Genomic DNA, 13,644 nt, shown 5'->3' on the forward strand with positions numbered 1-13,644 from the left:
TCGACACGGCGGCTGCAATCAGGCGCAGCGCACGTAGGCTTTAAGCTGGTCGCGTGTCAGAAACCGGCCGTCCGAGCGCGAGTTGAGCTCCGGATGGCTGTATTCGAGGCTGGGTACTTCGGGAAGTTCAAGGGCCTGTCGGACTGTCATGATACCGATGTCCTTGCGGCCGCTTTCGCGCTTCATGCTGACTTCGACTATGCGGTAGAGATGACTCTCGCTCATGCTGGCTCTCCCGTCTTATTTTTTTCCCCTTGGTGTGGACTAAAGCTCTCCGAAATTGGTTTTTGTGAGGCACCTCAGAATATAACTGAGAGAAATGAACGCTTCGCGACAGAAATCGGGCAGTTTCGCGAAGATTTCTGTGTCATTTCGAGATATGCGGATACGAAAAGTAACACTTTCCGCCTGCGATCGCTTAGGTCGGAAGCGGATATCGTACGCAATTAGACGGAGCCGGTAACTGGCTGCCGCGTAGCGCCGGTGCCTCAATGCGTCTCTAGATGCGCCTCCTTGGCGGCGGAAATAAAGAGCTTGCGGGCTTCCTCGACGGTACGGCGACCCTCGATTGCCGCGCGGCAGGCGCTGCGGGCGGCGACGTAGTAAGGTCCACGGTGGGGCCACTGGTCCGCCAGGCATCTCAGCGCGTCGGACGGTCCCTTGACCATGCGCACGTCGTTACGGGTCAAACCGAGCTCGATCGGATGGCTCCACAACACTTGATGCATGCTTCTCCTCCTTGAGATCATGAACGACAACGTCGTCAGATGGGCACAGGTTCCGTACTCCTCGGACGCGCGCCCACGGCATGTTTCCTTAAATCTGAACCGATTTAAGAATAAAATATGCAGCAATTCACAGTGCACCAGCGTCCTTTGCGCGTCTGACAAGCGCACGGCGCTGTAGGCCAAGCGCTTCAATGTAGCGCAGGAATTCCGGTTTGTCCGCTATTTTGCGGGGCCTCGTGCGCCGGAGGAACCATCGTGCTTCACATGGGTTTCGTTTCCGTAGACTCTGAGGGGAGCGGCCGGACGATTGCCCTGGACGGTGGCGAACCGGGTGGCATTCCCTAAGGAGTTCATCGTGGTCGATCGCGCGCCGAGTTGGGACGGCGCGAGGTCTTCTGTCGTGTTAGGAAAGAACAATGTGGACAAAATCACTGGTGGCCGAAATTCTTGGCGAACCTTCCCTCTCGCAGTACGCCGGCAGCAGTCTCGCCCAATTCGAATGGAAGAATCGCGTCATCGTTATCTTCTGCGACCTGACAAACGAAAAAGCGGCGCATCAGGAAAAGCTGCTCCTTGCGAAGCGCCGCGAGCTTGCGCGTAACGATGTCGTCGTCCTGCGTGTCAGGGGCGGTTCCGCAGTGCCCTTATACGGAGCCGGCGGCGACCTCGACGCACGCCAGATCCGCGAGGACCTCGACGTCAACGAGGTTCGCGACTTCACCGTTGTGGTTGTGGGGAAGGATGGATCGGTGAGACTTCACGCAACCGAGCCGAAAATGCCGGCAGAGCTTTTCGCGCTGTTCAGGGGCGGCGCCAGGCCATCACGTCAGCCGTCGGAGAACTGACGCAGGAGTTCGAGCGCGGCAGGTCAATGTAACATCTTTGAAATCGGCACTCCCAGCGAGGCGCCTTCCCTCATTTGGGCATCAAGGCGCATTGCCGCCACATAGTCCTCGGTGAGTTCCATCAAAGCCAGCGCGATCTCCTGCCAACTCCAGCCTTCATTTTCGGCAACGGCGATGAGCAGCTTGAAATCGTCGTCCATCGCGCGTTGGCATTCGAGATCGCGGTTGCGATGATCGGGGCAGATGTTTTGTGCAAGTGCTTTAGCCATCGTTCTTCCTCGCTCCGAAAAGGAACTCCGCGAGCATCCGGCTGGTTCCATCACGGTAAATCCTTCTGCTGGGAAATACGTGATCGACCGCGAGATAGTTGCAGCGGCCGCGTGGTTCGAAGCCTCCGTCGCACGAACGGCCAGGGCGGCAGTCTCGCCTTATCCGGATCCGCGCGGTATAAGGGCTCGCCCTACTGCATGACTCCTCAAATCGGAATTGATTTGAGGATAAAATCATGCAGCGATTCAAAGTGCTGCAGCGACCTTTGCGCGTCTCAAAAGACGCGCGGCGCTGGAGTTCTGCACTGCCGCTCCGATATGGCGCCGGCCGCGAGCGATCCGTCGCGGCGCCAGAGGGCGTCATGCGAACCCGAGAGAACATGAGAGAATTGTCGCCAATGGCTGAAAATCCGGGAAATTCCCGATACTTCAAGGCGCCGGTCTTCGCCGTGGCGCCGATGATCGACTGGACTGACCGGCACTACCGCTTCTTAGCGCGGCAGCTCTCGCGCCATGCGCTGCTTTATACGGAGATGATCGTCGCCGATGCGATCCTGCGGGGCGATCGCGAGAAGCTGCTCGGCCACGACGCCTCGGAGAACCCGGTCGCCTTGCAGCTTGGCGGCAATGATCCCGCAAAATTGGCGGAGGCCGCCCGGATCGGCGAAGGCTTCGGCTACGACGAGATCAACATGAATGTCGGCTGCCCGTCAGATCGGGTGCAGTCGGGCACATTTGGCGCCTGCCTGATGCAGGAGCCGGCGCTCGTCGCCGAATGCGTCGCGGCGATGAAGGCGGCCGTCAGAATTCCCGTCACCGTCAAATGCCGCATCGGCGTCGACGACCAGGATCCGGAGCGGGCGCTGCGCGACCTCGTCGCCCGCGTGAAGGATGCCGGCACGGATGCCGTCTGGGTGCATGCGCGCAAGGCCTGGCTGCAAGGTCTGAGCCCTCGCGAAAACCGCGAGATTCCGCCGCTCGACTATGACCTCGTCCATCGTCTGAAGGCGGAAAATCAGAATCTTTTCATCGGTCTCAACGGTGGTCTTCAGAATCTGGATCAGGCGCTTTCGCATCTGGATCATCGCCTGTTGCCGCAAGGCGCGGCTGTCGAGCCTGCCGCCGGGGCCGGCAACGGCCCGGCGCTGGACGGCGTCATGCTGGGCCGCGCCGCCTACCATGACAGCGGCCTGCTGACCGCCGCCGACGGCTATTTCGCCCATCCTCTGACCGGTGCGGCACCCGAACCGATCGAGCCGCATGCCTTCAACGATCGCGACCATCGCCTGTCGCTCGACTTCTGGGCCGGCGTGCGCGACGCCATGGCGGATTACGCCGCGACCCACATTGCGAACGGCGGCCGGCTGGTCCATGTCACCCGGCACATGGTCGGCCTTTTCCAGGGCTGGCCCGGCGCCCGGCGCTACCGCCAGTTGCTCTCCGCCGACGCCACCCGCAAGGGTGCCGGCCCGGAGGTGATCCACGCCGCCTTCGACGCCGTGTTCGAGGCGGCAACGGCACGGCAGGCGGCGGAGTAGGAGCGGAGCTCCTGGCTCTTCCAGTCCGCCCTCATTCCTGTGCCCGTCACAGGAAATCAGCCACAGCGCGTCCGCGCTGTGAATGTCTCCATTTATACCGAAAAGACACGTCCTCTCGGCTTCCTTCGTCCAAGCATCTCGCGCGCCCAAGGACTTGGGCGCGCTGGATTCCTGTGCCGAGCATAGGACTGACGGAGCAGCGAGAGGCCGCGCCGTTTCGGAGCACCATCGTCGATGGATGTCCAGATTCGGCGCTTGCCCCTCACCCTAGCCCTCTCCCCGCCCGCGGGGAGAGGGGACTTAAGAGGCCGCCGCGAGTCCCTTCGCCCCGCTCGCGGGGAGAAGGTGGCCGGCAGGCCGGATGAGGGGCTTTGCACGGCGCCAACAAAAAAACGGCGCCTCTTGCGAAGCGCCGTTCTTCAAATTCCAACCGAAACGTCCGGCTTAGATAGCCTGGAGGTTGACGGCCTTCGGGCCCTTGCCCATGCGGTCCGGCTCGGTGTCGAAGGAGACCTGCTGGCCGTCCTGCAGGGTTGCGAGGCCAGCGGCCTGAACGGCGGAGATGTGGACGAATACGTCCTTCGCGCCGCCTTCCGGCGTGATGAAACCAAAACCCTTGTCCTGGTTGAAGAATTTTACGGTGCCCTTGGTGGCCATGGAAGAAGTCCTTTTCCTTCAGTCTGTCTTTTGCCGCAACCCAGTGCTTCAATAACACGCATCGGCTGCCGCAGGTAGTGTCCGCGCCCCCGGGGGGATGCGAACGGGTCGTCTTCAGCGCTATCGGCACTGAAAGGCGTCGAGTGGTCACGATATCGGGGAAAAGACGTCAACGATGCCGCTTGCGGCGGTCCCGGCGAATGGCCGGGCTCAAACGAAAGTCCAGTCTCCGGGATTGAAAACGCCCGAACAAAGATAGGAGTGGCAGCTTTCGCGAAAAAAGGCAAGCGGAGTTTCAGGATGCGGTGATCGCCAGCTGCAATGCCTTGCATGCAGCCTTTTGCGCCACTTCCTCGAACGCGCCTCGATCCGGAATTGTCGTGGATTGCCTCTTTCTGACCACATTTTCGTCCCGACGCTCGGCTGAGCGTGGCGATCACGGATCGACCGCCATGGGCTTGCTGCCGGCGCAGCGAACCGGTAGGTCTGAACCGAGAGGAATATTGCATTGATGAAGAACAGGTGCCCGGCGTGATCGATCCCTATGTCCTCCTTGGAATTGAGCGCGACGCCGACGCGCGAGCGATCCGGACCGCCTATCGAAAGGCGGTCAAGACGGCGCATCCCGACCGCGGCGGCGATGCCGAACAGTTCGGCAAGCTGCAGGCGGCCTATGACCTGCTCAAGGATCCGGTGCGCCGCAAGGTCTATGACGACACCGGCTACGATCCGCAGCTCGCCGATCCGAAGGACCTCAAGGGCCTGATGATGCTCGAAGCGCTGGTCAACGATTTTATCCTCGACGAGCGTGAGCCCGGCAGCTTCGATCCGGTCGCCGCCATGCGCCGCAAACTCTCCGACGACATCGTCAAGAACCGCTTCCACATCCTCGAACTCGAGCGCCACCGCTCCCGCGTCCGCAAACACCTCGACCGCCTCGGCCGCCGGCCGGAGACCGACGTGCTTGGCTCGATGCTCCGCGCCCGCAGCCAGTCGATCGCCGATGCAATCAAGAACGCCGAAGCGCAGATCGAGGCGATCGAGCAGGCATATACGATGCTGGAGGGGTATTCGTATGAGCTGGAGGCGTTGGAGGTGAAGGCGAGGGCGGCGGAGTAGGGGGCAGGATGTCGCTTTGATTTAGAAGCGATAAACTCGCTTGGGCTGCACGAGCATGATTTCGACGGCCGTTCTGTCGTGCATCCTGCTTCGGGCGGTTGTTGCGCCGATCGCTATGGCCCAACCTGCTTCAAAGCGGCTTTCCTTTGGCGAAGTGCGATGCACGCCGGAGGGTGTGTTTCAAGACGGAGTGCAGTGTGGTTGCCTGGCCAAGCCCGGAACGGACCTGATCCGATCCACTGCATTCTTGGTGAGGGCGACGAGGAACTCGCGCCAGCCGCAAGGGGCCGGCGCGACTTGCTTGTTCATCTGGCGTGGCGGTTTGCTGGGTTGATCTCCCTAATCCTGATTGCCTAGCTCGCTGGCATCACCACCGGGATCACCAGCGCCACCGCCGGGTTCAACGTCGCCGTTGCCTAGCTCGCTGGCATCACCACCGCCGGGATCACCGCCGCCGTTGCCGGGATCACCGCCGCCGTTGCCGGGATCACCGCCGCCGTTGCCGGGATCACCGCCGCCATTGCCGGGATCACCACCGCCGTTGCCGGGGTCACCGCCGCCATTGCCGGGGTCACCGCCGCCATTGCCGGGGTCACCGCCACCGCCACCGGGATCACCGCCGCCGCCACCGGGGTCGCCACCGCCACCGCCGGGATCACCGCCGCCATTGCCGGGGTCATCGCCGCCGCCACCGGGACCACCGCCACCGGGACCACCGCCACCGGGACCGCCGCCACCGGGACCGCCACCGCCGGGACCGCCGCCGTTCTGGCCATTGGTGCGGTCCGTGGACTGGCTGGCTGCACCCGTCAGGGCCGTGGACATCGGCGGACATTGCTCGATTTCCGTGGCTGTCAGGATTTCAGTCCTGTTGCGAGCAATGCAGCAGACCTGATAGTTCGCCTCGGTAAGGGGGCTACACTGCTCAGCGGTAAGTATGGGGCGCTCGACGTCTTGGCTCCACGCCGGGACTACCGTCGATGCTAAAAACCCGGCCGACATCATAGCCAGGCCGGTGCTCGCGAAAAGTGAATTTAGGATTTTCATTTTACACCTCCCTAAATTAGTAGAGGCTGAACTGCGTATCGGCGGGAATGTTCCTTAAAAAATTAGGGGTTTTATGGTGGAAGCTACTACGAGGAATGCCGGAGATTTTCAGATGATAGGTGGAAGATCGCGCAGTCCGCTATAACCCGGTTCACACTCGTTGCCGCTACTGCATGATTCCTTAAATCGGAATCGATTTAAGGGCAAAATCATGCAGCAATTTCAAAGTGTTGCGCGCCCGATTGGACGCGCGGCGCTGCAGGTGCTCGGATATCTGCGTGTGGCCTTGTGAATTCGCCGTCGTCGTTGTTGACGCATAGCACGGAAGTCTGGGCGTTGATGCCGAGCAGTTCGGCAAGCTGCAGACGGCCTACGACCTGCACAAGGACTCGCTGCGCCGCAAGGTCTATGACGACACCGGCTACGATCCGCAGCCCGCCGATCCTAGAATTTTTAGGGGGTCGATGATGCTGGAGACACTGATTAACGAGTTCGTGCCTCGATAGCACGAGCGCCGCAACTTCGATCCGGTCGCCGCCATGCGCCGCAACTCTCCGCGACATCGTCAAGAACCGCTTCCACATCCTCGAACTCGAGCGCCACCGCTCCCGTGTCCGCAAGCACCGCGATCCCCTTGGCCGCGGGCCGGAGACCGACGTGCTCGGCTCAATGCTGCGCGCACGCAGCCAGTCGATCGCCGAGGCGCAGATCGAAGCCATCGAGCAGGCGTATTTGATGCTGGAAGGGTATTCTTATGAACTGGAGGCGATAGAGATGATGGCGCGCGGCGGATTAGCGGTATAGTAGCTCGTCGCCACTTATCCATCACCTACGAATGTACGCCGTATTTGGCGCGTTCGCAGCGGTATCCGCCCGATTATTTGCTCTTTTGGGAATCCTGGCGAAGTTGGTTGGATCGCTCGGCTTCTCGCGATGAAGAGCCTTCGTCGAACTTATGTGAGCGCCAATCCGAGAAGTAAATCCTGTGCGAGGCGATCACTTTTTCTAAGCGCCGAGCTGCCGCTTGAGTTGCATTAGCTTTGTTTGATTTTGCAACCATTTTGTGCCCTCCTTGCGATCAAATGTCAGCTTACACGATTCGAGACTTCAATCCATGACGCAGTTGATACCTCGCCTGGAATTTCCGGAAATTGTGATTGGCCTCGTTGCGCCAATAGGGACTTCGCTTAATGATACAATTGCCGAAATTCGGAAGTTTTTCTTATCCGTCGACTACCAAGTGCACGAACTTCGCGTCACGGACGTTTTCAAGCAGATGGCGAAAATAATTAAGCCAGATGATCGGCTCATCGAAAAGCCTCTGTTTAAGCGATACGAGAGCCATATTTCCTACGGTAACCAACTCAGGCGATTTTCTAGCGATCCATCCGTCTTGGCGGCTTTAACAATACAGACGATTGTCGAAACGAGAATTAAGCAGAGCTCTCCAAACAATGAGAAATTTACGAAAAACGTATATATACTTCATCAGTTTAAGAGACCTGAGGAGATAGAACTACTTAGGTCTGTCTATGGAAAGATTTTCTTTCAAATATCTGTCTATTCAATGAGATCTTCTAGAGTGGATTATCTCGCGCGAAAATTTGCGGAAGACGCAGCGGAGGCGAGTCACACTTCATTTCGTTCTAGTGCCGAGCAGTTGGTTGATATTGATGAAAACCAAGTTAAAGAGAAGTTTGGGCAACGGGTAGCCAAAATCTTTCATGACGCGGATTTAATTTTGAACAGAGACGTGCGGGAACCTTCTTTAACTGATCAGTTAAACCGTTTCCTTGAACTGCTTTTCTCTTCGAACGTTATAACGCCTACAAAACTCGAGTATGGCATGTTTGCGGCGAAGTCGGCCGCGTTGCGAACCTCAGATCTTTCACGGCAAGTTGGAGCAGCGATTTTCAGTCGAAAAGGTGAAGTTATTGCTATGGGCTCCAATGAGGTGCCAAAGGCTGGGGGCGGAACATATTGGCCTGATGATGAGTTCGATGACAGGGAGTTCAGGAGAAAGGTCGACTCTAACGACAAAAGAAAACAAGAGATACTTGAGGAAATAGTCAAAAAAGTTGGGATTTCATGGGACCAATTAAGTGAAGAGCAGGTCAACAGTCTGCATGACTCAAGTTTGATGGATGCTCTTGAGTATGGACGCATTGTGCATGCAGAGATGTCAGCTATATCAGATGCTGCGCGACTTCGCGGCGCGTTGCAAGATTCTATACTCTATACAACAACCTTCCCTTGTCACATGTGTGCAAAGCACATCGTTTCGAGTGGCATAAAGAGGGTTGTATATCTAGAGCCGTATCCCAAAAGCTTGGCTTCGCGGCTTCATGCAGACTCTATTGATATAGATAGCCAAGAGCGTGGCGAGTACAAAAGCTATCCTGCCGTCGAGTTTACCCACTTTTACGGGATAACCCCTAGGCGTTATCGCGAATTCTTTCAGAGAAGCAAACGAAAGGATGGAGATGGCCGGCTTCAGGATTACATAGATAACAAAAAAATACCGTTTGTTGATCTGAAATCTCCCTTCTATGCACAACTTGAAGACACAGTTTTAGAAAGCCTCAAAGCGGCTCTACATAAGATGGAGCGAAGTGGCTCTTTAACCGACTAGCTTGGATTACCGCCCGGGCCGTCCCGTTTTCCCCTTCGTGCGCCCCTTGGACCCCACACCCGGATTCGCCCGGATTAACGGCTTCTCCGGTACTTTGCCCGTCACCGGCTTTTCCGTCCGGCCGACGGTCATTTCGTCGAGCGTGTTCTTGCGGAACAGCGATTGCTCTTTGCCGGCAGGGACCGCCACGTCGCGGCCCATTTCGTCGAGGTCGGGTTTGCGGAAGAGGGGGCGTTCGGTGTCGGTGCCAGGGCCCATGTCGTCGATCGAAGGCTTGGTGAAATAGCTCCCGGAAGCACCCCCCTCTGTCCTGCCGGACATCTCCCCCACAGGGGGGGAGATTGGCCCGGGCGCGCCCTTGCTGCCCCGCTTGCCGCTTTCCTGCGACCGCGCCTCTTCCCGTGCCAACGGATCATCCAGCGCGGCGAGTTCGGCGGCCTTGAGGCGCTTGATCTCGTCGCGGAGCCGGGCGGCGGTTTCGAAGTCGAGGTCGGCGGCGGCGTCGCGCATCTGTTTTTCGAGTGCGTTGAGATGCGCCTGGAGATTGTTGCCGACGAGGTGTCCGCCTTCGGCGAAGCCCTTGCCGGAGATGCCGGAAATGTCGGCGCGGACGTGGTCGCGCTCGTATACCGAATCGAGGATGTCGGAGATCTTCGCCTTCACCGATTCCGGCGTGATGCCGTGTTCGAGGTTGTAGGCCATCTGCTTCTCGCGGCGGCGGGCGGTTTCCTCCATCGCGCGCTGCATGGAGCCGGTGATCGTGTCTGCATAGAGGATGACCTTGCCGTCGACATTGCGGGCGGCGCGGCCGATCGTCTGGATCAGCGAGGTTTCCGAACGCAGAAAACCTTCCTTGTCGGCGTCGAGGATGGCGACGAAGCCGCATTCGGGAATGTCGAGGCCCTCGCGCAACAGGTTGATGCCGACCAGCACATCGAAGGCGCCGAGGCGGAGGTCGCGGATGATCTCAATACGCTCCAGCGTGTCGATGTCGGAGTGCATGTAGCGCACCCGCACACCCTGCTCGTGCAGGTACTCGGTGAGGTCCTCGGCCATGCGCTTGGTGAGCACGGTAACGAGTGTGCGGTAGCCGGCGGCGGCCGTCTCGCGGATTTCGCCGAGGACGTCGTCGACCTGCGTCTTGGCCGAGCGCACTTCGACCGGTGGGTCGATAAGGCCGGTCGGGCGGATCACCTGTTCTGCGAAGACGCCGCCGGACTGTTCCATCTCCCAGCCGCCCGGCGTCGCCGAGACGGCGATCGTGTCCGGACGCATCGCGTCCCATTCCTCGAACCGCAGCGGCCGGTTGTCCATGCAGGAGGGCAGGCGGAAGCCATATTCGGCCAGCGTCGCCTTGCGGCGGAAGTCGCCGCGATACATGCCGCCGATCTGCGGAATGGTGACGTGGCTCTCGTCGATGAAGATCAGCGCGTTGTCGGGAATATATTCGAACAGCGTCGGTGGCGGCTCGCCCGGCTTGCGGCCGGTCAGGTAGCGCGAATAGTTCTCGATGCCCTGGCAGGAGCCGGTGGCCTCCAGCATCTCAAGGTCGTAGCGAGTCCGTTGCTCTAGCCGCTGCGCTTCGAGCAGGCGGCCCGCCTTTTCCAGTTCTTCGAGCCGAAAGACCAGTTCGTCCTTGATCGCCTTGATGGCGGCGTTCAGCGTCGGGCGCGGCGTCACATAGTGCGAGTTGGCGTAGATCTTCACCGATTTCAGGTCGCCGGTCTTCTGGCCGGTCAGCGGATCGAACTCGGTGATCGCGTCGATCTCGTCACCGAACATGGAGATCCGCCAGGCGGCATCCTCCAGGTGGGCGGGGAAGATCTCGATGGTGTCGCCGCGCACGCGGAACGAGCCGCGCTGGAAATCCATGTCGCGGCGCTTGTATTGCTGCGCCACCAGGTCGGCGAGCAATTGCCGCTGGTCGAGCCGGTCGCCGACACTCATCTGGAAGGTCATCGCCGTATAGGTCTCGACCGAACCGATACCGTAGATGCAGGAGACCGAGGCGACAATGATGACGTCGTCGCGTTCGAGCAGCGAGCGCGTCGCCGAGTGGCGCATGCGATCGATCTGCTCGTTGATCGAGGATTCCTTCTCGATATAGGTGTCCGAGCGCGGTACGTAAGCTTCCGGCTGGTAGTAGTCGTAGTAGGAGACGAAATACTCGACGGCGTTTTCCGGGAAGAAGTTCTTGAATTCGGAATAGAGCTGGGCGGCGAGGGTCTTGTTCGGCGCCAGGATGACTGCCGGGCGCTGCGTTGCCTCGATCACCTTGGCCATGGTGAAGGTCTTGCCGGAGCCGGTGACGCCGAGCAGCACCTGGTTCCGCTCGCCGGAGGAGAGGCCGTCGACGAGGTCGGCGATCGCGGTCGGCTGGTCGCCCGCAGGCTCGTAGTCCGATTGCATGCGGATGGCGATGCCGCCTTCGGACTTTTCCGGCCGGGACGGGCGGTGCGGCGTCCAGAGTTTGCCGTCCTTGAACAGCGGATTGCCGCTCTCGATCAGCTTGGAGAGCGCCTCGACGGTGGCGGTTACGCCGGAACCGGCCGTCAGCTTGTCGGCATCCTCCAGCGCGACATCGAGGCCCGCGACTGGATTGAGACCCGCGGCGGCGCGTGTCTTCGGATCGGTCGAGCCACCCATGGAAGTGCCGCGTGCCGTTTTTCCGCTGACGGTCTCGGCCTTGCCCTTGCCGCTGCGCGGGCTGTCCGCCTTGCCCGTGGCTGTCTTCTTCGAAGCAGCAAACTCCACCTTCTTGCGATGCTTGCCCGCCTTGGAGGCGAGCTGGCGCTGGCTTTCGAAGGTGCTTGCCTCCGCCTCCGCCTCGAGTTGCTTCACCCAGTCGGAGACATTGCCGGACAGCGGCGTGCCGGAAAGCGGCGCCTGCGGGGCTTCCTCGAAACCGCTGGGTGCTGACGATTTCTTCGAGGAGTTCTTCGGATTTTGGGCCATGGCCGGAATATGGACAGAGTCAGGTCGAATGTGAAGGGGGAATGAGTACAAACGGGAAACGAAACGGGTGTTTTTCCGACGGAACGACCGGCTTTGTTTACCGGCGCATGCACGCGGCGATTGCGCCGCCACATCGGCTGTGCAAGATCGCTCGGGATCGGATTCCGGAGGCAAGGGTGGAAGCAACGCAGCAAGACACTGCCAGAACAGCTTTCGACGAAATCGCCCTGGCGCCGAGCGGCGAAGCTCTGGCGAATGTCCGCGAACTTCTCGTATTGCTCGCGACTGCGAAACTCGCAGGCCAGATTGGTTGGGAAGGGCTTTTATCCGGGGAGACCCTAGAAAGCGCGGTTTGAGTACGGTGAACCGCTTGCGGTGGCGATCTCGATCGGCTCATCCTCGGGCAAACGATTCGCGCTCTTCCCCGAGGTCTTCATGCAATTCGCCATCAATCCCGCCTATGTGTGGCCGGTGCTGCTTCTGCTTGTCTCCAACGTCTTCATGACCTTCGCCTGGTATGGTCACCTGAAGTTCACGTCCTCGCCGCTCTACATCGTCATCGTCGCGAGCTGGGGTATCGCCTTTTTCGAATATTGGCTGGCTGTGCCGGCCAATCGCATCGGCCACTCGGTCTATTCGGCGGCGCAACTGAAGACGATGCAGGAGGTGATCACGCTCACCATCTTCGTCATCTTCTCGGTCTTCTGGCTGAAGGAGTCGATCGGCTGGCACCATGTCATCGGCTTCGCGCTGATCGCCGCCGGCGCCTCGTTCATTTTCAAGGGGTGAGGTCGGTTCGCAATTTGCCGCTCATCCTCAGCGCGGTCAGCTAAGCAGGTCGAAGGCGCGATAGATCCAGATCAGTTGGTAGAGCAGGCCACCGACGAGGAAGATCGCATGAAAGCGCCTGTTCGGCGTCCAGGCGGCGGCGACGCACAGGATGATGTAGGCCGCGTTGCGCAGCGGATATTCGAGGCCGTAGCTTTCGAAATGGGCTTTGCCCTTGAGAGCCGTATCGAGGAGGTCGACCGCAAACGCGATCGCGAGGAAGCCGAAGAACCACGCCCGCCGCGACAGGAAATACTCCTCGTAGCCGGCATATTCGTCCAGCGAGGTTGGAAAGAGCAGCACGCAGAGGAAAAAGTAGATGCAGGCGTAGAGGATGACAAAGAGGTAGACGCTGAAGTCGATCACCGCGAGCGAGTGCAGGTAGTATTCCCACCACCAGAAATGCAGCAGGAATACGAACATGAACAGCACCCAGCCAAGGTGGATCCAGTAGACCTTGGTCTTGCCGGGGTGCTGAACAAAAAGTGCCACGCCGCTCAAGAGCCGCGCCAGGCTGAGGCTGATGATCATGCCCATGACGATGCGAATATGGGAGAAGATCGCCGGATCTGGCGCGGGCGCATCCATCCGGTTGCCTATTCTTCCGGTACCGGCGTCGGCTTGCCGGTGGAATCGAGTGCCACCATCACGAAGATCGCGTCCGTGACCTTGTCCATGACATGGGAGAGGTAACGCTGCGCCCAGGCCTCCACCTTCAACGTCATCGACGTGCGCCCGACCTTGACGATATCGGTATAGATGCAAAGCGTATCGCCGATCTTCACCGGCAGGGCGAAGGCCATTTCCTTGACGGCAGCCGTCACCACGCGGCCTCTGGCGCGTTCGGCGGCGCGAATGCCGCAGGAAAGGTCCATCTGGGCCATGACCCAGCCACCGAAGATATCGCCGGCGGCATTGGCGTCGGCGGGCATGGCAAGTGTGCGCAAGGTAAGCTCGCCGTTCGGCTTGATCGCGTCGGTCATCAGCCTGTCTCCCTGTTGTCGAACAAGGTCTACCGCATGGTCG

Annotated in this window: 15 protein-coding genes and 1 pseudogene; 7 read left to right on the forward strand and 9 right to left on the reverse strand. The window is 59.8% G+C overall.

Annotation, left to right across the window (positions count from 1 at the left end; genetic code table 11):
* Positions 1–18: 18 nt before the first annotated feature.
* Together PZN02_RS15960 and PZN02_RS15965 are read right to left on the reverse strand one after the other, a co-directional pair.
* Positions 19–225, reverse strand: coding sequence for a hypothetical protein (locus tag PZN02_RS15960; protein WP_136510096.1), 207 nt, complete (start codon positions 223–225; stop codon positions 19–21).
* A gap of 263 nt (positions 226–488) precedes the next feature.
* A complete protein-coding gene (locus PZN02_RS15965; protein ID WP_225107129.1) occupies positions 489–728 on the reverse strand; it encodes a DUF982 domain-containing protein in 240 nt (79 codons plus the stop codon).
* Between the two features lie 416 nt (positions 729–1,144).
* Here PZN02_RS15965 and PZN02_RS15970 point away from each other — a divergent pair, with 416 nt between their 5' ends.
* Positions 1,145–1,573 carry a DUF4174 domain-containing protein gene (locus PZN02_RS15970; protein ID WP_280658929.1) on the forward strand — a complete coding sequence of 143 codons (429 nt, stop codon included), beginning with the start codon at positions 1,145–1,147 and terminating at the stop codon, positions 1,571–1,573.
* A 23-nt stretch (positions 1,574–1,596) separates the two neighbouring features.
* Here the strand turns inward: PZN02_RS15970 and PZN02_RS15975 are convergent, their stop codons facing one another.
* Positions 1,597–1,842 carry a hypothetical protein gene (locus tag PZN02_RS15975; protein WP_280658930.1) on the reverse strand — a complete coding sequence of 82 codons (246 nt, stop codon included), beginning with the start codon at positions 1,840–1,842 and terminating at the stop codon, positions 1,597–1,599.
* 398 nt (positions 1,843–2,240) lie between these two features.
* On the opposite strand from PZN02_RS15975, the gene dusA reads away from it, so the two are divergent.
* Complete coding sequence (dusA, locus tag PZN02_RS15980; protein ID WP_280658931.1) at positions 2,241–3,380, forward strand: tRNA dihydrouridine(20/20a) synthase DusA; 1,140 nt, start codon at positions 2,241–2,243, stop codon at positions 3,378–3,380.
* 444 nt (positions 3,381–3,824) lie between these two features.
* Here dusA and PZN02_RS15985 read toward each other — a convergent pair whose 3' ends face one another.
* A complete protein-coding gene (locus PZN02_RS15985; protein ID WP_280658932.1) occupies positions 3,825–4,037 on the reverse strand; it encodes a cold-shock protein in 213 nt (70 codons plus the stop codon).
* A gap of 531 nt (positions 4,038–4,568) precedes the next feature.
* On the opposite strand from PZN02_RS15985, the gene PZN02_RS15990 reads away from it, so the two are divergent.
* Positions 4,569–5,156, forward strand: coding sequence for a J domain-containing protein (locus tag PZN02_RS15990; protein ID WP_280661522.1), 588 nt, complete (start codon positions 4,569–4,571; stop codon positions 5,154–5,156).
* A 339-nt stretch (positions 5,157–5,495) separates the two neighbouring features.
* Here PZN02_RS15990 and PZN02_RS15995 read toward each other — a convergent pair whose 3' ends face one another.
* Positions 5,496–6,203 (reverse strand): hypothetical protein, encoded by a 708-nt coding sequence (locus PZN02_RS15995; protein WP_280658933.1) that lies wholly within the window; start codon positions 6,201–6,203, stop codon positions 5,496–5,498.
* Positions 6,204–6,523: 320 nt separating this feature from the next.
* Here PZN02_RS15995 and PZN02_RS16000 point away from each other — a divergent pair.
* Positions 6,524–7,007 (forward strand): annotated as a pseudogene (locus tag PZN02_RS16000) (molecular chaperone DnaJ); the annotation flags it as partial.
* A gap of 73 nt (positions 7,008–7,080) precedes the next feature.
* On the opposite strand, the gene PZN02_RS16005 reads toward PZN02_RS16000, so the two are convergent.
* Positions 7,081–7,263: a hypothetical protein gene (locus PZN02_RS16005; protein ID WP_280658934.1), complete on the reverse strand. Its 183-nt coding sequence runs from the start codon at positions 7,261–7,263 to the stop codon at positions 7,081–7,083.
* A 54-nt stretch (positions 7,264–7,317) separates the two neighbouring features.
* Here PZN02_RS16005 and PZN02_RS16010 point away from each other — a divergent pair, with 54 nt between their 5' ends.
* Entirely contained in the window at positions 7,318–8,835 is a 1,518-nt protein-coding gene (locus PZN02_RS16010; protein WP_280658935.1) for an anti-phage dCTP deaminase, read from the forward strand.
* A gap of 6 nt (positions 8,836–8,841) precedes the next feature.
* On the opposite strand, the gene uvrB is transcribed toward PZN02_RS16010, so the two are convergent.
* Complete coding sequence (gene uvrB, locus PZN02_RS16015) at positions 8,842–11,790, reverse strand: excinuclease ABC subunit UvrB (RefSeq protein WP_280658936.1); 2,949 nt, start codon at positions 11,788–11,790, stop codon at positions 8,842–8,844.
* A 176-nt stretch (positions 11,791–11,966) separates the two neighbouring features.
* On the opposite strand from uvrB, the gene PZN02_RS16020 reads away from it, so the two are divergent.
* Positions 11,967–12,146, forward strand: coding sequence for a hypothetical protein (locus PZN02_RS16020; RefSeq protein ID WP_280658937.1), 180 nt, complete (start codon positions 11,967–11,969; stop codon positions 12,144–12,146).
* Positions 12,147–12,225: 79 nt separating this feature from the next.
* Positions 12,226–12,579 (forward strand): DMT family protein, encoded by a 354-nt coding sequence (locus PZN02_RS16025; RefSeq protein ID WP_280658938.1) that lies wholly within the window; start codon positions 12,226–12,228, stop codon positions 12,577–12,579.
* 36 nt (positions 12,580–12,615) lie between these two features.
* Here PZN02_RS16025 and PZN02_RS16030 read toward each other — a convergent pair whose 3' ends face one another.
* On the reverse strand, positions 12,616–13,206 hold the full coding sequence (locus PZN02_RS16030) for a hypothetical protein (RefSeq protein WP_280658939.1): 591 nt from the start codon (positions 13,204–13,206) through the stop codon (positions 12,616–12,618).
* An 8-nt stretch (positions 13,207–13,214) separates the two neighbouring features.
* Positions 13,215–13,601, reverse strand: a complete 387-nt coding sequence (locus PZN02_RS16035; protein WP_280658940.1) for an acyl-CoA thioesterase — start codon at positions 13,599–13,601, stop codon at positions 13,215–13,217.
* Positions 13,602–13,644 lie beyond the last annotated feature (43 nt).

Source organism: Sinorhizobium garamanticum (assembly GCF_029892065.1).
GTDB lineage: Bacteria > Pseudomonadota > Alphaproteobacteria > Rhizobiales > Rhizobiaceae > Sinorhizobium > Sinorhizobium garamanticum.